Origin of the sequence: Streptomyces sp. NBC_01176, from assembly GCF_045039825.1 — a bacterium.
Lineage (GTDB): Bacteria > Actinomycetota > Actinomycetes > Streptomycetales > Streptomycetaceae > Streptomyces.
Genome location: NZ_CP108600.1, coordinates 2,413,728 through 2,431,290, shown reverse-complemented (window position 1 = coordinate 2,431,290; position 17,563 = coordinate 2,413,728). Strand labels below are relative to the sequence as shown.

Sequence of the window (17,563 nt, the reverse complement as noted above, 5' to 3'; positions counted from 1 at the left end):
GAGCCGCGGCCCACGCGGCGCCGCGCCCTGCGGCTGCCGCACGGCCGCGTGTACGTCCGGGCCGGATGCGCCGTCCTGCTGCTCGGCCTGCCCTTCTACCTCGAACGCTTCTGGCTCCAGGCGGGCCTGTTCGCGATGGCCGCGGCGATCGGCGCGATCGGCATCAACCTGCTGACCGGCGCGACCGGACAGCTCTCCATGGGGCACGCCTTCTTCCTCGCGGTCGGCGCGTACGGCTACTGCGTGTTCGCCGCCGACGGGAGCGACGGGCTGACCGGTCTGGGACTGCCGACGTGGCTCGCCGCCGTGCTCGCGGTCGCCGTCGCCGGCGTCGCGGGAGGCCTCTTCAGCCCCATCGCGGGCCGGCTGCGCGGCGCCTACCTCGGCATCGCCACCCTCGCCCTGATCTTCATCGGCCAGCACGTGCTGTTCAACGCGCGCGACCTCACGGGAGGCTTCAACGGCCGTGACGTCCCGCCGCTGAGCCTGTTCGGCCTCACCTTCGACGACCGTGAGACGGTGATCGCCGACGTTCCCTTCGGCTCCGCCGAGAAGCTCTGGTACGTGGGACTCCTCCTGCTCCTCGGCGGTGCGCTGTTCGCCCGCGGGGTGCTGCGCGGCCGTCCGGGCCGGGCCCTGAACGCGATCCGCGACCACCGGATCGCGGCCGGGGTGATCGGAGTCCCGGTCGCCCGGTTCCGGGCCGGGGTCTTCGTCCTGTCCTCGATGTACGCCGGCCTGGCCGGGGTGCTGCTCGCGCTGATCTTCCAGCGCACGGTGCCCGACTACTTCGGGATCACGCTCTCGCTCGACTACCTCGCCATGATCGTCATCGGCGGCCTCGGCTCGGTCGCCGGGGCGGTGGTCGGGGCGGCCTTCGTCTCGCTGCTGCCCCAGCTGCTGACCCACTACAGCGACGCCCTGCCCCTGGTCTCGGACCCGGGCACCGGCGGTGTCGCACCGGGCGAGGCGGCCCGGTACCTGTACGGCGCCGCCGTCGTGGCGGCGGTGCTCTTCCTGCCCGGCGGTCTGGTCAGCGTGGCCGCCCGGCGTCGCGGCAGGCCCAACCCAGGGGAGGAAAGATGACCATGCGCATGGTACGGAGGCCGGGGGCACCCGCGGCGAAGGCGGTCGCGGGCGCGCTCGCGGTGCTGCTCGTGCTGGCCGGGTGCAGTTCCAAGGCCAAGGACGGCAAGGAGAGCGACAAGGAGGCGGCCGGTGGCGTCAAGACCGGCGTGGGTGTCTCCGGGAAGACCATCGAGCTCGGGGTGCTCACCGACATGACGGGGGTCTACGCGACCCTCGGCAAGAGTGTCACGCAGGCCCAGCAGCTCTATGTGAAGCAGACCAACGCCGACGGCGGTGTGTGCGGCCGCCAGTTGGCGCTCACCGTCCGCGACCACGGCTACGACCCGCAGAAGGCGGTGGCCGGCTACACCGAGCTGGAGCCGAAGGTGCTCGGCTTCACGCAGTTCATCGGCTCGCCGTTCGTGGCCGCCGTCAAGCAGCGCGTGGACGGCCGGGACAAGGGCCTGGTGCTGCCCCAGGCCTGGTCGGCCAACCTGCTCGGCAGCCCGTACATCCGGGTCATCGGTTCCACGTACGACATCGAGACGATCAACGCCCTCGACTTCCTGATGAAGGAGAAGGGGCTGAAGAAGGGCGACAAGGTCGGCCATGTGTACTTCGAGGGCGACTACGGCGAGAACGCCCTGGCCGGTTCGAAGTACATGGCGAAGCAGTCCGGGCTCACCGTCGTCGAACAGAAGATCAAACCGACCGACAACGACATGAGCGCCCAGGTCGCCGCCCTGAAGCAGGCCGGCGTCAAGGCGATCGTGGTCAGCGCGGGCCCGCGGCAGGCCGCCTCGCTGGTCGGTGTGGCGGCGGCGGGCAGGTTCGACGTGCCCGTCATCGGCAACAACTCGGCCTTCGCGCCGCAGCTGCTCGCCACCCAGGCGGGCCCCGCCCTGATGAAGAACTACTACGTCGCCTCGCCCTCGCTGCCCATCGGCGCGGACACCCCGCAGGCCAAGAAACTCGTCGAGGACTACAAGGCCGCCTACCCGAAGGACTCCCTGGACAACGGGGTGGTGGCCGGCTGGACCGCCGCTCTCGCCTTCGGGGAGGCCCTCAAGAAGGCCTGCGCCGGCAAGGACCTGACCCGGGAGGGTGTGGACAAGGCCCTGCTGACGATCAACGCCTTCGACCCGGGGTTCGGGGTCACCCAGGACTTCACCGACCCGAAGGCCCCGTCCTCGAAGGAGAGCGTCATCCTGCAACCGGACAAGAACGCCGTGGGCGGGATGAAGGTCGTCCGGCAGGCCGCCGCCTCGGCCGTGGCCGAGAGCTACACCCCGGGCGGCTGACCGCGGCCGCCCACGCCGAAGGGCCCCGAACCGGACGGTTCGGGGCCCTTCGGCGTCGTACGGGACGTTACGGCAGCTGTGCCGCCCGCGCCTCACGCCGGTTGTCGCGGAAGTTGTTCACCCTCCGGGCCGTGGCGAAGAGGGGAATCACCGCACCGAGGACCAGCTGCAGCGCGCACCCGGTCTGGAGGAGCAGCTGTCCGCCCGGAGCGTCGAAGGCCCAGGCCGCCAGCATGCCCATGCTCAGGACGATCCAGGAGAGCATCGCCACCGCGAGACGTCCCCGCGGCTTCGGATACTCGACCCGGCTGACCATGAGCCACGCGGTCCCGATGATCGCCATGAGCGTGGCGACGAAGGGAAGCTCCAGCAGCACGATGGAGACCACCGTCAGCGCGCCGAACGGTGACGGCATGCCCTGGAACGTGCCGTCCTTGACCGTCACGCAGGAGAAGCGCGCCAGCCGCAGCACGACCGCCAGCAGCACCACGATCGCGCCGACCGCGGCCACTCTCTGGTGCGCGTCGTCCGCGACCATGCCGTAGACCAGCACGAAGTAGGCCGGAGCGAGGCCGAAGCTGATCAGGTCCGACAGGTTGTCGAGTTCCGCGCCCATGGGGGAGGAGCGCAGTTTTCTCGCCACCAGGCCGTCGAACAGGTCGAAGACCGCGGCGCAGAGCATCAGGATGACGGCCGTGGCGGCGCTGTGCCGCGCCATGCCCGACTCCTGGCTGCCGGTGAGGTGCGGGATCAGGATGCCGGTGGTGGTGAAGTACACCGCCATGAAGCCGCACGTGGCGTTGCCGAGGGTGAGGGTGTCCGCTATCGAGAGGCGGAGAGAGAGGGGCATCTCCTCCTCGTCGTCCACCTCGTCGGCCTCCGGCACCCAGCCGGCCTGTGTCTCAGGATCAATCACGGTCAATTCGAGTCACCCCAGCCACGGTCTTCTGACCGACTTCCACATCGACCTCGACACCCTCGGGGAGGTAGATGTCGACGCGCGAGCCGAAACGGATCAGGCCGATCCGCTCGCCCTGCTCGACCTTCGTGCCCCGGGGTACATAAGGAACGATACGACGGGCGACGGCTCCGGCGATCTGGATCATCTCGATGTCGCCGAGCTCGGTGTCGAAGTGCCAGACGACACGCTCGTTGTTCTCGCTCTCCTTGTTGAACGCCGGAACGAACCCACCGGGGATGTGCTCGACCGAGGTCACCGTGCCGGAGAGCGGCGCACGGTTCACATGGACGTTGAGCGGACTCATGAAGATCGCGACGCGGGTACGCCCGTCCTTCCACGGCATGATGCTCTGCACCACGCCGTCGGCGGGCGAGATGACGCGGCCCTGGGCGATCTCACGCTCGGGGTCGCGGAAGAACCACAGCATGCCCGCCGCGAGCGCGGTGGCGGGTACGGCCACGGCCTTGGCGGCGCCGGAGCGGCGCGAGCGGGCCAGGCTGAGTGCTGCGGTGGCAACGGTCGGGAGAAGCCACGGCGATGCTCCGCGCGCAAGGCGTACGCCGACCAGGCTGTCGCGAGGTGCAGAGGTTTGGCTGTGGGGCATGGATGACCTTCGTAGCGGATGATGCCGCGCTGGAACGGGGGACGGCGGCTTTCCCGGGATCGTACCGGTCGCGGGCCACAACTGGGCAAGCCAGGAAGCCGAGTCGGCGGCCGAAGAGTGTTGACGGGGTGTGATCTTCTTCTCGAAGAAAACACCCCGAACCAGGACATCCAACCCCGGCTAGCCCTGGAGTCGATACTCTTCGAGCAGTCGGCGCCCGATGATCATTTTCTGGATTTCGGCGGTACCTTCACCGATCAGCAGCATCGGCGCCTCGCGGTAGAGACGCTCGATCTCGTACTCCTTGGAGAAGCCGTAGCCGCCGTGGATCCGGAAGGCATCCTCGACGACTTCCTTGCAGTATTCGGACGCGAGGTACTTCGCCATCCCCGCTTCGAGGTCATTTCGTTCCCCGGAGTCCTTTTTGCGTGCCGCGTTCACCATCATCGCATGGGCGGCCTCGACCTTGGTGGCCATCTCGGCCAGCTTGAACTGGATGGCCTGATGCTGCGCGATCGGCTTGCCGAAAGTGTGACGCTGCTGGGCATACGAGACACCGAGCTCGAAGGCACGCTGAGCGACACCGCAGCCACGGGCCGCCACGTTCACGCGGCCGACCTCCACTCCGTCCATCATTTGGTAAAACCCTCGGCCGGTGGTGCCGCCGAGCACCCGATTGGCCGGAACGCGCAGTCCGTCCATGATGAGCTCGGTGGTGTCGACACCCTTGTAGCCCATCTTGTCGATCTTCCCGGGGATCGTGAGGCCGGGGCGGACCTCGCCGAAGCCGGGCTCCTTCTCGACCAGGAAGGTCGTCATCGACTTGTGCGGCGCCGTCCCCTCCGGGTGGCCCTCGTCGCTGCGCACGAGCACGGCCACCAGGGTCGACGAGCCGCCGTTCGTCAGCCACATCTTCTGACCGTTCAGGACGTACTCGTCGCCGTCCCGGACCGCCTTGGACGAGATCGCCGACACGTCCGAGCCGAGCGCCGGCTCCGACATCGAGAACGCGCCACGCACCTCGCCCAGCGCCATCCGGGGCAGGAAGTGGTCCTTCTGCTCCTGGGTGCCGTGCTGCTTGATCATGTACGCCACGATGAAGTGCGTGTTGATGATGCCGGACACCGACATCCAGCCGCGGGCGATCTCCTCGACGCAGAGCGCGTACGTGAGGAGCGACTCCCCCAGACCCCCGTACTCCTCGGGGATCATCAGGCCGAACAGGCCCAGTTCCTTCAGGCCGTCGACGATCTGCTGCGGGTACTCGTCGCGGTGCTCCAGCTCGGTGGCGACCGGGATGATCTCCTTGTCCACGAAGTCGCGGACCGTGGAGAGGATCTCCTGCTGGACGTCGGTCAGACCGGCGGTCTGGGCGAGTCGCGCCATGGCTACTTCTCCGTCTTCTTCTCCGCGGGTGCGGTCGGCTCCGGGCGGCCGGGCTGCTCGCCGCCGCGCTCCTTGATGTACGTCTCGGTGGGGACCATCACCTTGCGGCGGAACACGCAGACCAGCGTGCCGTCCTGCTTGTAGCCCTTGGTCTCGACATGGACGATCCCGCGGTCGCTCTTGCTCCGGGAGGGCGTCTTGTCGAGGACGGTCGTCTCGCCGTAGATGGTGTCGCCGTGGAAGGTCGGCGCCACGTGCTTGAGCGACTCGATCTCCAGGTTGGCGATCGCCTTCCCGGACACGTCGGGGACCGACATGCCGAGCAGCAGCGAGTAGATGTAGTTGCCCACGACGACGTTCCGGCCGAAGTCCGTCGTCCTCTCCGCATAGTTCGTGTCCATGTGGAGGGGGTGGTGGTTCATGGTCAGAAGGCAGAAGAGGTGGTCGTCGTACTCGGTGACCGTCTTGCCGGGCCAGTGCTTGTAGACCGCGCCGACCTCGAACTCTTCGTACGTGCGTCCGAACTGCATGGTGCTCAGGCCTCCGGAGCTTCGAACTTGCTGGTGCGCTGCATGCCGGCCGCCCGGCCCTTGCCGGAGATCACCAGTGCCATCTTGCGGCTGGCCTCGTCGATCATCTCGTCACCGAGCATCGCGGAGCCCTTCTTGCCGCCCGCCTCGGACGTGTAGTACTCGTATGCGTCGAGAATCAGCTCGGCGTGGTCGAAGTCCTCCTGCGAGGGCGAGAAGATCTCGTTGGCCGCGGCCACCTGGTCCGGGTGCAGCACCCACTTGCCGTCGAACCCGAGGGCGGCGGCGCGTCCCGCGACCTCGCGGTACCCCTCCTGGTTGCGGATCTGCAGGTAGGGGCCGTCGATCGCCTGGAGGTCGTGCGTCCGCGCGGCCATCAGGATGCGCATCAGGATGTAGTGGTAGGCGTCCGCCGGGTACCCCGGGGGCTGCTCGCCGACGACGAGCGACTTCATGTTGATCGACGCCATGAAGTCGGCCGGGCCGAAGATGATGGTCTCCACGCGCGGCGAGGCGGCCGCGATCTCGTCGACGTTCACCAGGCCCTTCGCGTTCTCGATCTGCGCCTCGATGCCGATCCTGCCGACCTCGAAGCCCATCGTCTTCTCGATCTGCGTCAGCAGCAGGTCGAGGGCCACGACCTGCTGGGCGTCCTGGACCTTCGGCAGCATGATGCAGTCGAGGTTCTGGCCCGCGCCCTCGACGACCGTGACGACATCGCGGTACGTCCAGTGCGTCGTCCAGTCGTTCACCCGTACGACCCGCGTCTTGCCGGTCCAGTCGCCCTCGTTGAGGAACTTCACGATGGTGTGCCGCGCGTCGGGCTTGGCCAGCGGGGCGCAGGCGTCCTCCAGGTCCAGGAAGACCTGGTCCGCCGGGAGCCCCTGGGCCTTTTCCAGGAAGCGGGGGTTGCTTCCAGGAACGGCCAGGCAGGAGCGCCGCGGACGAAGGCGGTCGACCTGGGGAACAGGGCTGGTCATGCGGGGACCTCCAGGGGGTCGAGCTTGTTCGCTTTCCGGATCTCGTCGACGATACGGCCGATGATTCCCGTGATGTCGAAGTCCTTCGGGGTGAAGACCGCGGCCACTCCGGCGGCGCGCAGCTGTTCGGCGTCGGCGTTCGGGATGATCCCGCCGGCGATCACCGGGATGTCGGCCGCGCCTGCCTCGCGCAGCCGTTCGAGCACGTCCGGCACCAGTTGGGCGTGCGAGCCGGACAGGATGGACAGGCCGACGGCGTGCACGTCCTCGGCGATCGAGGCGTCCACTATCTGCTCGGGCGTCAGCCGGATGCCCTGGTAGACCACCTCGAACCCGGCGTCGCGGGCCCGCACGGCGATCTGCTCGGCGCCGTTGGAGTGCCCGTCCAGACCCGGCTTGCCCACCAGGAACCGGAGCTTGCCCACACCGAGGTCGCGGGCGGTCTCCTCGACCCGGTGGCGCACCTGTGCCATCGCGGTGCCCTCCTCGGCGGTGACCGCGACGGGCGCCGAGGAGACGCCGGTCGGGGCGCGGAACTCGCCGAAGACCTCGCGCAGGGCCTCCGACCACTCGCCGGTCGTGACCCCGGCGCGGGCGCACTCCAGGGTGGCCTCCATGAGGTTGTCGGTGCCCTTGGCCGCCTCCTTCAGCCGCTCCAGCGCCTTGCAGGGGCGCGGGTGGTTGAACGGCGGCTGGTAGCGGGTGTCGCGCCACTGCTGGAGTGCGGCGACGACACGGGCCTCGACCGCCGGGTCGACCGTGTGGATCGCCGCGTCCAGATCGGCGGTGAGCGGGTTGGGCTCCGTCGACTCGTAGATGTTGACGCCGACTATCTTCTCGGTGCCGCCCTCGATCCGGGCCCGGCGCTCGGCGTGCGAGGAGACGAGCTGCGACTTGAGATAGCCGGACTCGACGGCGGCCATCGCCCCGCCCATCTCGTCGATCCGGTCCATCTCGGCGAGCGACTCCTCCACCAGCGAGGCCACCTTGGCCTCGACGACGTGCGAGCCCTCGAAGATGTCCTCGTACTCCAGCAGGTCGCTCTCGTGGGCCAGCACCTGCTGGATGCGCAGCGACCACTGCTGGTCCCAGGGCCGGGGCAGACCCAGCGCCTCGTTCCAGGCGGGAAGCTGCACGGCGCGGGCGCGGGCGTCCTTCGAGAGCGTCACGGCCAGCATCTCCAGCACGATCCGCTGGACGTTGTTCTCCGGCTGCGCCTCGGTCAGACCGAGGGAGTTGACCTGGACGCCGTAGCGGAAGCGGCGCTGCTTCGGGTCCTGGATGCCGTACCGCTCGCGGGTGACCTCGTCCCAGATGCGCCCGAACGCGCGCATCTTGCACATCTCCTCGATGAACCGGACGCCCGCGTTCACGAAGAAGGAGATCCGGGCGACGACGTCGCCGAACTTCTCCGCGGGCACCTGCCCCGAGTCACGGACGGCGTCCAGCACCGCGATGGCCGTCGACATCGCGTACGCGATCTCCTGGACCGGCGTGGCACCGGCCTCCTGGAGGTGGTACGAGCAGATGTTGATGGGGTTCCACTTGGGGATGTGGGAGACCGTGTAGGCGATCATGTCCGTCGTCAGACGGAGCGAGGGCCCCGGCGGGAAGACGTGCGTCCCCCGCGAGAGGTACTCCTTCACGATGTCGTTCTGTGTCGTCCCCTGGAGCGTGGTGATGTCCACACCCTGCTCCTCGGCGACGACCTGATAGAGCGCCAGCAGCCACATGGCGGTGGCGTTGATGGTCATCGAGGTGTTCATCTGGTCCAGGGGGATGTCCTGGAACAATCGGCGCATGTCACCGAGGTGCGAGACCGGAACCCCGACCCGGCCGACCTCGCCGCGGGCGAGGACGTGGTCGGGGTCGTAGCCGGTCTGCGTCGGCAGGTCGAACGCGACCGACAGACCGGTCTGGCCCTTGGCGAGGTTGCGCCGGTACAACTCGTTGGACGCCTCGGCCGTGGAGTGACCGGCGTACGTGCGCATGAGCCACGGCCGGTCCTTCTGACGCTGACGCTCTGTCATCTGGTGACCTCAGACGTTCCGGAAGCGGTTGATGGCGTCGATGTGCTGCGCGCGCTTCTCCTCGTCGCGCACACCCAGGCCCTCACGGGGCGCCAGGGTGAGCACACCGACCTTGCCCTGGTGGAGGTTGCGGTGCACGTCGTAGGCGGCCTGCCCGGTGTCCTCCAGGGCGTAGACCTTGGAGAGCGTGGGGTGGATCTTGCCCTTGGCGACGAGCCGGTTGGCCTCCCAGGCCTCGCGGTAGTTCGCGAAGTGCGAGCCGATGATCCGCTTCAGTGACATCCACAGGTAGCGGTTGTCGTACTCGTGCATGTAGCCCGAGGTCGAGGCGCAGGTGGTGATGGTGCCGCCCTTGCGGGTGACGTAGACGCTCGCGCCGAAGGTCTCGCGGCCGGGGTGCTCGAAGACGATGTCGATGTCCTCGCCCCCGGTGAACTCGCGGATGCGCTTGCCGAAGCGCTTCCACTCCTTCGGGTCCTGGGTGGACTCGTCCTTCCAGAACCGGTAGCCCTCGGCGTTGCGGTCGATGATCGCCTCGGCGCCCATCGAGCGGCAGATGTCCGCCTTCTGCTCACTGCTGACGACGCAGATGGGGTTGGCGCCGCCGGCGAGCGCGAACTGGGTGGCGTACGAGCCGAGCCCGCCGCTCGCGCCCCAGATGAGCACGTTGTCGCCCTGCTTCATGCCGGCGCCGTTCTTCGACACCAGCTGGCGGTACGCGGTGGAGTTGACGAGACCGGGAGCCGCGGCCTCCTCCCAGCTCAGGTGGTCGGGCTTCGGCATCAGCTGGTTGGACTTGACGAGCGCGATCTCGGCGAGCCCGCCGAAGTTGGTCTCGAAGCCCCAGATGCGCTGCTCGGGGTCGAGCATCGTGTCGTTGTGGCCGTCCGAGGACTCCAGCTCGACCGAGAGGCAGTGCGCGACGACCTCGTCGCCGGGCTTCCAGGCGTTGACGCCGGGGCCGGTGCGCAGGACCACGCCCGCGAGGTCGGAGCCGATGACGTGGTACGGCAGGTCGTGGCGACGCGTGAGGTCGGAGAGCTTGCCGTAGCGCTCCAGGAAGCCGAAGGTCGACATCGGCTCGAAGATCGAGGTCCACACGGAGTTGTAGTTGACCGAGGAGGCCATGACGGCCACCAGGGCCTCACCCGGGCCGAGCTCCGGCACCGGCACGTCGTCCAGGTGGATCGACTTGCGGGGGTCCTTGTCGCGGGTGCTGAGCCCGGCGAACATCTCCGTCTCGTCCTTGTGCACGGTGATGGCACGGTACGACTCGGGGAGCGGAAGAGCGGCGAAGTCGGCGGACGTGGAGTCCGGCGACTGGATCGCGTCCAGGATTTCCTTCACGGTGTTGCCTCCGGCGATACGCGTCCGAGGGAAGACGCTGAGGGTTACGTCGGTACTGCTGCTGAGGTGAGGGGTGTGCCGTCGGTTCGGCGGAGGTGGAGCTGTGGCAGCGCTTTGTCGGCGCGGGAGGGTGCCTGTGACGCAGGCGTCCGGGCGCGCCCACCAGTGGTGGGCGGGGACAGCCGGCGTACGAGGGATCTCTGCACGCCGGCCGCCCGGACAACATCAACGTATGGCACGGCGTGTCACCTGGCAAGGCACGGAGTGCCAGGAGTTGCGCTCAGGTGAAATCTTTACGTAACACGTGAGCGATGATCGATCAGATGAGCCGATGATCGATCAAAAAGCCCTGCTCGGAGGGGGTGCGACGGGCGGCCGCGCACGGGGCGGCGAGCGCCGGGAAGTGGCGGGGAGGTGGCCGGAGGGTGGTCCGGCGGGGCCGGAGAGCGACCCGGCGGGCACGGGGAGTGCCACGGGGAGGGGCGGGGAGTGCCATGGAGGGGCCTGGAGTGCCACGGCGGGGCCTGGGGGTGCCACTGACGGGCCGGGGCGTCGGGGGCGTCGGGGGAGCGTCCCGGGAGGAGAGCGGCGGTGCGGGGGCACGGAGCCACGTCCGGCGGGGTGGGGCAGGGGGTCTGCGTCCGGCGGGGCGAGGGCATGGGCCCACGGGGCGGGGGCCGGAGTGCGGGTCCGGTCCGGGCCCTGATCGTCTCGGCCGGCCGCCGTTCGGCACGGCCCGGCTCCCGGTCCCGCCCTCCGCCGATCGGGTGACAGAGCACGGGCCACGGGTCGTGCGTCGATGGCGGAAGCCCGCCGGGCCCCTGTCGGATCCCTGCCGCAGGTCCTACGGGCGGTCGCGCAGCGCCTGCTCGATCGTCCGCATGACCTGGTCGAGCGGGGCGTCGACCCGGGCCACGGTCACCAGGACGTCCCCCTCCGTGAAGGTGGACGCGGGCGCCGTGCGCGGAGCGGCGTCCCGCCCGGCACCGATCCCGGTCCCGAACGTCCTGCGGACGATGGCGAAGGCGTGGTCGAGCTGTGCCTCCACGTCCCCCTGCCCGCCGGCCCGCAGCCAGCGCCGCAGGACGTGGTTGTGCGCCGTGACCACGGCGGACGCGGCGACCTCGGCGAGCAGCGGATCGTCGTTGGCGTCGTCGTCGTGCGCGTGCTCGTCGAAGTGGCCGAGGAGATAGCGGGTGAAGAGCCGCTCGTACCGGGCCACGGAGGCGATCTCGGCCTCCCGGAGCGTGGGCACCTCGCGGGTCAGTTTGTAGCGCGAGACGGAGATCTCGGGCTGGGCCGCGTACATCTTCATGACTTCCTTGATGCCGCGGCACACCGTGTCCAGCGGATGCTCGTGCGCGGGCGCCGCGTCGAGGACCGCCTCGGCGCGGATCAAGGTGTCGTCGTGGTCGGGAAAGATCGCCTCTTCCTTCGAACGGAAGTGGCGGAAGAAGGTGCGGCGGGCGACCCCGGCCCGGGCCGCGATCTCGTCGACCGTGGTCGCCTCGTACCCCTTGGTCGCGAACAGTTCCATGGCCGAGGCCGCCAGTTCCCGTCGCATCTTGAGCCGTTGCGCGGCGGCGCGACTGCCCGCGGCACTCTCCGGTGCGTCGGACGTGGCCGGTGTACGTGAGGACTTGGCGGGCTGGGACATGACCCGAACGTACTGCATCTGCGCAGGAGAACGTGCAAGTCCGGGGATCCCCCCACCCTCGACGGGCGGGGGGGTTCCGGTCGGGTCGAGCAGTCCGCCCCAGTCGGCGCTGTCCGCGGACCGGTCGCCGGGACGCTCAGCGGCGGGCATATTCGCGGAAGCCGCGCCCCGTCTTGCGGCCGAGGCAGCCCGCGGCCACCAGATGCTCCAGGAGCGGCGCGGGGGCGAGGCCCGGGTCGCGGAACTCCCGGTGCAGCACCTTCTCGATGGCCAGGGAGACGTCCAGGCCGACCACGTCCAGGAGTTCGAAGGGCCCCATCGGGTACCCGCCGCCCAGCTTCATCGCGGCGTCGATGTCGTCGAGCGTCGCGTAGTGCTCCTGGACCATCTTGATCGCGTTGTTCAGGTACGGGAAGAGCAGCGCGTTCACGATGAATCCGGCGCGGTCGCCGCAGTCCACCGGGTGCTTGCGGATCTTTTCGCACAGCTCGCGGACCGTGCCGTGCACGTCGTCCGCGGTCAGGACGGTCCGGACCACCTCGACGAGCTTCATCGCCGGGGCCGGGTTGAAGAAGTGCATGCCGATCACGTCCTGCGGGCGCGTGGTGGCACGGGCGCAGGCCACGACGGGCAGCGAGGAGGTGGTGGTCGCGAGGATCGCGCCGGGCTTGCAGACCTTGTCGAACACCGCGAAGAGCTGCTGCTTGACCTCCAGGTCCTCGGCCACCGCCTCCAGGGCGAGATCGACCTCGGCGAAGGAGTCGTACGAACCCGCCGGCGTGATCAGGTCCAGGGTGCTCGCGGCGGCCTCGGCGGTCATCCGGCCCTTGTCGACCGACCGGGCCAGCGACTTGCCGATCCGGGCCTTGGCGGCCTGTGCCTTCTCCTCGCTGCGGGCGGCCAGGACGACTTCGTACCCGGCCTTCGCGAAGACCTCGGCGATGCCGGACGCCATCGTTCCGGAGCCCGCGACGCCGACCGAGCGCACCGCACGGCCAGGGGTGCCGGGGCCGCCGGAGAGCGGTGTCAGCGCGTCCCGCACGACGCTTCCGCTGCCGGGAGCCTCGTAGGAGTAGAAACCGCGCCCCGACTTCCGTCCGGTCAGGCCCGCCTCGCTGAGCTGCTTGAGGATGGGCGCGGGGGCGTGCAGCCGGTCGCGGGACTCGGCGTACATGGCCTCCAGGACCGTACGGGCCGTGTCGACGCCGATCAGATCGAGCAGGGCGAGCGGGCCCATGGGCAGGCCGCAGCCGAGCTTCATCGCGGCGTCGATGTCCTCGCGGGAGGCGTACTTCGCCTCGTACATCGCGGCCGCCTGGTTCAGGTAGCCGAACAGCAGTCCGTCGGCGACGAATCCGGGACGGTCGCCGACGGCGACGGGCTCCTTGCCGAGGTCGAGGGCGAGGTTGGTGACGGCGGCGACCGCCGCGGGCGCGGTCAGCACCGACGAGACGACCTCGACGAGCTTCATCGCGGGCGCCGGATTGAAGAAGTGCAGGCCGAGAACGCGCTCGGGGCGGGCCGAGTCGGCGGCCAGACGCGTCACGGAGAGGGCGTTGGTGCCGGTGGCCAGGATGGTGTCCGGGCGCACGACGCCGTCCAGCGCGCGGAAGACCTGCTGCTTGATGTCGTACGACTCCGGGGTCACCTCGATGACCAGGTCGGCGTCGGCCGCGGCCGTGAGGTCGGTGGAGGTGCGGAAGCGGGCGAGGATGTCGTCGCGCTCCTGCCCCGTGAGGCGCTCGCGCCGCACGGCGCGGGCGGTGGAGGCTTCGAGCGCGGTGACGGCCTGGACGGCCGCGGCCTCGCTGATGTCGATGCCGACGACGTCGCGGCCGGCCCGGGCGAGCACCTCGGCGATGCCGGTGCCCATGGTGCCGAGGCCGACGACGGCGACGGTCTTGAGAGGGGACAGAGGGATGTCGGACTGGGGAGCGGCCATCGCGGGACTCCAGGAGAGGGTGACGACTGAGGAGGACACACGGGTGCGCCGAGGAGCGCACGGGGTGCGGAGCATTGCGGGTGTTGCCGGGCTGACGAGCGCACACGCCCGGTGCCGTCCGGGCCGGGAGCCCGCGAGGGCGTACCCGGTGAACGGTGAAGCCGACCGGCTCTGTCCCGGAGCCGTGTCGTACTGCGGTGCCTGAAGCACCGAACCGACTGCTCTCACGGCGGCTGCGTCACCAGGCCGCCCTGAGGAAAACGCGAGTGGGTAACTCGCTCGTCTGAGCTTAACCCGCCGGTAACGAGCGCGCCAGCCCCCGAGTTCGTGATGTACGTCCCCCCGTCCCGGAGCCGCATCTAGGCTCGCGGCATGGACGAGGAGTTGCGATCACTCACGGAGCGTTTACGGAACGAGGCGGGGGCCTCGCCGGCGTACGACCGACTCGTGGCGACCGAGGACCTCGACGTACTGGCGGCGGCGCTGACCGAACCGGGCCGGCCGCTGTGGGCACGGGAGGTGGCAGCCTTCCGGCTCGGGGTCGCCGGGGACGGGCGGGCCTTCGAGGCGCTCGTCCTGCTGCTCAACCACCGCGAGCCACGGCGCTGCGCGTCCGCGGCGTACGCCCTCGCGCGGCTCGGCGATCCGCGGACGGCCCGCGCGGCGGCCGCGCTCGCCACCAACGAACTGCGCGTCGCCTACGCCTTGCATCCGGTACGGCTGCTGGTCGAACTGCGCGCTCCCGAGGCCGTACCCGCGCTGATCACCACGCTGCGGCGCAGGCTGCGCCCGCACGATCCGTACCGCACCGTCGCCCTGGCCTGCGTGGCGGGACTGGGCGCGCTGGGCGACGTCCGGGCGAGACCCGTGCTGAACGACGCGCTCGCGCATCCGGTCCTGGCGGAGGAGGCGGTGCGGGCCCTGGCGCGGCTGCCGCGATGACGCCTGCCCCGCGGCCTGTCCTGCCGGCTGCCCTCTCGTCGGTCCGGAGCGCGACTCGGCCCACGCGCCCCCCCGCGGAGCCGCCTTTCGGGGACGCCCCGCCGGACCGCACCCCGTCAGACCGCGGACTCCCCTACGCCGGCACCGGTGCGAGCAGGCGTAGGAGAAGGGGGAGGGGACGCCGGGGTGTCGGTGAGCGCGCGGACGTAGCGGACCTCGGGCACCTCGACGCCGCCCGCCTCGAACGGTTCCTCGGCGCCGTCGGGGCCGAATCCGGCGTGCTCGTAGAACCCGCGCGCCCCCCTGTTCTCCTTGAGCACCCACAGCAGCATCCGCTCGTACCCGGCGGCGGCACAGCGCTCCGCCGCCTCCCGCAGCAGTGCGCGCCCCACCCCGGCGCCGGTCCGGTCGGGGTCGACGTAGATCGCGTACAACTCGACGTCCGTGGCGCGGACTTCGCCGTCACGGTACGGGCCGTGGCAGGCCCAGCCGACCACCTCGCCCGCCCGCTCCGCGACCAGGTTCACCACCGCGCCGCCGCGCTGGCCGAAGCGTGCGCGCCGTCGTGCCGCGTCCCGCTCCGTACTGAGCGCGTCGAGGTACGACTGGGGCATCAGGCCCTTGTACGCGGCCTGCCAGCCGCGGACGCGGATCTCCGACACCCGGTCGCAGTCCGCGAGGGCCATCTCCCTGACCCGGACGCCGCTCATCCGCCCAGCACCGCGTACGCCTCGATCTCCATCAGGAACTCGGGGCGGACCAGGGCCGCGACCTGGACCGCGGAGGCGGCCGGCAGGCGGTCCGCGGACAGGTGGGCGTCCCGGGCGGCGCGGATGGCCGGCATATGGGCCATGTCCGTGACGAAGAAGGTGAGTTTGACGACGTCGTCGAAGGTCGCGCCCGCGGCGGCCAGGCAGCGGCGGAGGTTCTCGAAGACCTGACGGGCCTGCGCCGCCGGGTCGCCCTCGCCGACGAGCCTGCCGTCCTCGTCCAGGGCGAGCTGTCCCGAGACCGCCACGAGGCGGCCCGTGCCGAGGACGACATGTGAGTACGCGGCGGCGGGGGCGACTCCGTCGGGGGCGGAAATGCGGGTCAGTTCACTCATGCGTCCATGGTGGACCATGGGTGTGACAGCGCCCCCGACGGGCGTCCGGGTGTGCTCAGCCGCGCGGGCCGAGCAGCCCGTGCAGGGTCGCACCCTGTGAGGTGGCGGACATCGCCCTCGTGCTCAGCGGCTCCGGGTCGGGCACCTTCTCGCACACCGCGTCGGCCTCACCGCTCCCGTGCGGCACCTTGCCGTTGGTGAGGTACGCCGCCAGGTACTTGTCCAGGCAGGCGTTCCCGCTCAGCGTGATGCCGTGGTTGCCGCCGCCCCGCTCGACCACCAGGCTGGAGTTGAGCAGCTGGTGATGGACCGTCACACCGCCCTGGTACGGGGTGGCCGCGTCGTCGGTCGCCTGGAAGACCAGTGTCGGCGGCAGAGCCGTGTTGGAGATGTCCACCGGTCGCAGCGTGCTCGTCGGCCAGAACGCGCACGGCGCGTTGTACCAGGCGTTGTTCCAGACCATGAAGGGCGCCTTGCCGTAGGCGGCCCAGTTGTCCATGCGCCACTGGTTCCAGTCGCGCGGCCAGGACACGTCGCGGCACTGCACCGCGGTGTAGATGCTGTAGCCGTTGCCGTCCGAGGCGTCCTTGGAACCGATCTTCTTGTACGCCGCGAGGAGCGGGGCCGTCTCCTTCTTGTTCGTGTACGCCGAGAAGGCCTCGGCGAGACGGGGCCAGTAACCGTTGTAGTAGCCGCCCGGGATGAAGGTGTCCTCCAGCTCGGAGGCGCCCACCTTCTTCTCGGCGGGCTTCCTGGCGAGCGCTCCGCGCATCGCGTACCACTTGGCCTCGACCCTGGCCGGGTCGGTGCCGAGCCGGTACGTCGCGTCGTGCTTGGCGACCCAGGCCAGGAAGGCCAGATGGCGGTCGTTGAAGGCGTAGTCCTGCCCGATGTTGTCCTCGTACCAGACACCGGTGGGGTCGACGACGGAGTCGAGCACCAGCCGGCGTACGCGCTGCGGGTAGAGCTTGGCGTAGACGGCGCCCAGGTAGGTGCCGTAGGAGTACCCGAAGTAGTTGATCTTCTTGACGCCGAGCGCGCCACGGATCGAGTCCATGTCGCGGACCGCGCTGATCGTGTCGATGTACGGCAGCAGGCTCGCGTACTTCTCGCCGCACGCCTTCGCGAAGGACCGGGCGCGGTCGAGGTTGGCCCGCTCGATCGCGGGGGTGCTGGGCACGGTGTCCGGCCGGACCGGCGCGAAGTGGCCGGGCCTGCAGTCCAGCGCGGGCCGGCTCGCGCCCACGCCGCGCGGGTCGAAGCCGATGACGTCGTACTGCGCCGCCACCGCCTTGGGCAGCGCGGAGGCGACGAATCCGGCCATCGTGATCCCGCTGCCGCCGGGCCCTCCGGGGTTCACCAGGAGCGGTCCCTGATAGGTCTTCGCGGTGTGCCGGATCCGCGAGAGCGCCAGCGTGATGAGCCGGCCGTCCGGTTTCGAGTGGTCCAGCGGCACCTTCACGGACGCGCACTGGAGCGCCGGGTAGGTGCTGGTGCCGCACTTCTTCCAGGTGAGCTTGGCGGTCCGGACGGTGCGCGGTGCGGTCGCGGAGCCGGCGCTCGCGTCGGCGGGGATCGACGTGATCATCCCGGCCACCACGGCGGCAGCCCCGCACAGAGCAGCTGCGCGTTTCTTCACAACGCCTCCCAGGACGGAGGATTTTGAGCCGTGCACGCCACGGCCTTCGCCGCATCGTCCCGGGGTGGGGG

At 70.0% G+C, this 17,563-nt stretch carries 15 protein-coding genes; 3 read left to right on the top strand and 12 right to left on the bottom strand.

The genetic code is table 11. The features are described 5' to 3' along the window. The first annotated feature begins 27 nt into the window (after positions 1 to 27). Positions 28 to 1,086, top strand: a complete 1,059-nt coding sequence (locus OG199_RS10255; protein ID WP_356798362.1) for a branched-chain amino acid ABC transporter permease — start codon at positions 28 to 30, stop codon at positions 1,084 to 1,086. After that, positions 1,083 to 2,369, top strand: coding sequence for an ABC transporter substrate-binding protein (locus OG199_RS10250; RefSeq protein WP_356798281.1), 1,287 nt, complete (start codon positions 1,083 to 1,085; stop codon positions 2,367 to 2,369). The genes OG199_RS10255 and OG199_RS10250 overlap by 4 nt, the downstream gene beginning before the upstream one ends. A 67-nt stretch (positions 2,370 to 2,436) precedes the next feature. On the opposite strand, the gene pssA is transcribed toward OG199_RS10250, so the two are convergent. The 9 genes from pssA to OG199_RS10205 form a co-directional block, all read right to left on the bottom strand. Beyond that, on the bottom strand, positions 2,437 to 3,255 hold the full coding sequence (gene pssA, locus OG199_RS10245) for a CDP-diacylglycerol--serine O-phosphatidyltransferase (protein WP_168534203.1): 819 nt from the start codon (positions 3,253 to 3,255) through the stop codon (positions 2,437 to 2,439). A 22-nt stretch (positions 3,256 to 3,277) separates the two neighbouring features. Further along, positions 3,278 to 3,934 carry a phosphatidylserine decarboxylase gene (locus tag OG199_RS10240; protein WP_148013030.1) on the bottom strand — a complete coding sequence of 219 codons (657 nt, stop codon included), beginning with the start codon at positions 3,932 to 3,934 and terminating at the stop codon, positions 3,278 to 3,280. Positions 3,935 to 4,114: 180 nt separating this feature from the next. Beyond that, positions 4,115 to 5,320, bottom strand: a complete 1,206-nt coding sequence (locus OG199_RS10235; RefSeq protein ID WP_356798279.1) for an acyl-CoA dehydrogenase family protein — start codon at positions 5,318 to 5,320, stop codon at positions 4,115 to 4,117. A 2-nt stretch (positions 5,321 to 5,322) separates the two neighbouring features. Then, a complete protein-coding gene (locus OG199_RS10230) occupies positions 5,323 to 5,850 on the bottom strand; it encodes a MaoC family dehydratase (protein ID WP_356798277.1) in 528 nt (175 codons plus the stop codon). 5 nt (positions 5,851 to 5,855) lie between these two features. Continuing rightward, the gene (locus tag OG199_RS10225) at positions 5,856 to 6,830 is read right to left on the bottom strand and encodes a CoA ester lyase (RefSeq protein WP_266703299.1); all 975 of its coding nucleotides are present in this window, start codon (positions 6,828 to 6,830) and stop codon (positions 5,856 to 5,858) included. Then, the gene (locus OG199_RS10220; protein ID WP_356798275.1) at positions 6,827 to 8,860 is read right to left on the bottom strand and encodes a protein meaA; all 2,034 of its coding nucleotides are present in this window, start codon (positions 8,858 to 8,860) and stop codon (positions 6,827 to 6,829) included. Before OG199_RS10220 ends, OG199_RS10225 begins: the two co-directional genes overlap by 4 nt. 9 nt (positions 8,861 to 8,869) lie before the next feature. Further along, positions 8,870 to 10,207 carry a crotonyl-CoA carboxylase/reductase gene (gene ccrA, locus OG199_RS10215; RefSeq protein ID WP_356798273.1) on the bottom strand — a complete coding sequence of 446 codons (1,338 nt, stop codon included), beginning with the start codon at positions 10,205 to 10,207 and terminating at the stop codon, positions 8,870 to 8,872. Between the two features lie 844 nt (positions 10,208 to 11,051). Beyond that, positions 11,052 to 11,864, bottom strand: coding sequence for a TetR family transcriptional regulator (locus tag OG199_RS10210; RefSeq protein WP_356798271.1), 813 nt, complete (start codon positions 11,862 to 11,864; stop codon positions 11,052 to 11,054). A gap of 136 nt (positions 11,865 to 12,000) precedes the next feature. After that, positions 12,001 to 13,806 (bottom strand): 3-hydroxyacyl-CoA dehydrogenase family protein, encoded by a 1,806-nt coding sequence (locus OG199_RS10205; RefSeq protein WP_356798269.1) that lies wholly within the window; start codon positions 13,804 to 13,806, stop codon positions 12,001 to 12,003. A gap of 372 nt (positions 13,807 to 14,178) precedes the next feature. Between OG199_RS10205 and OG199_RS10200 the strand changes: the two genes are divergently transcribed. After that, on the top strand, positions 14,179 to 14,748 hold the full coding sequence (locus OG199_RS10200; RefSeq protein ID WP_356798267.1) for an adenylosuccinate lyase: 570 nt from the start codon (positions 14,179 to 14,181) through the stop codon (positions 14,746 to 14,748). Between the two features lie 116 nt (positions 14,749 to 14,864). Here the strand turns inward: OG199_RS10200 and OG199_RS10195 are convergent, their stop codons facing one another. Genes OG199_RS10195 through OG199_RS10185 form a run of 3 tightly spaced genes read right to left on the bottom strand, consistent with a single transcriptional unit; the run spans position 14,865 to position 17,492 of the window. Then, positions 14,865 to 15,458, bottom strand: a complete 594-nt coding sequence (locus OG199_RS10195; RefSeq protein WP_405829159.1) for a GNAT family N-acetyltransferase — start codon at positions 15,456 to 15,458, stop codon at positions 14,865 to 14,867. After that, positions 15,455 to 15,853 (bottom strand): RidA family protein, encoded by a 399-nt coding sequence (locus OG199_RS10190; RefSeq protein ID WP_356798263.1) that lies wholly within the window; start codon positions 15,851 to 15,853, stop codon positions 15,455 to 15,457. Before OG199_RS10190 ends, OG199_RS10195 begins: the two co-directional genes overlap by 4 nt. Before the next feature lie 55 nt (positions 15,854 to 15,908). Then, positions 15,909 to 17,492, bottom strand: a complete 1,584-nt coding sequence (locus tag OG199_RS10185; protein WP_401805857.1) for an alpha/beta hydrolase — start codon at positions 17,490 to 17,492, stop codon at positions 15,909 to 15,911. Between the last annotated feature and the right edge of the window lie 71 nt (positions 17,493 to 17,563).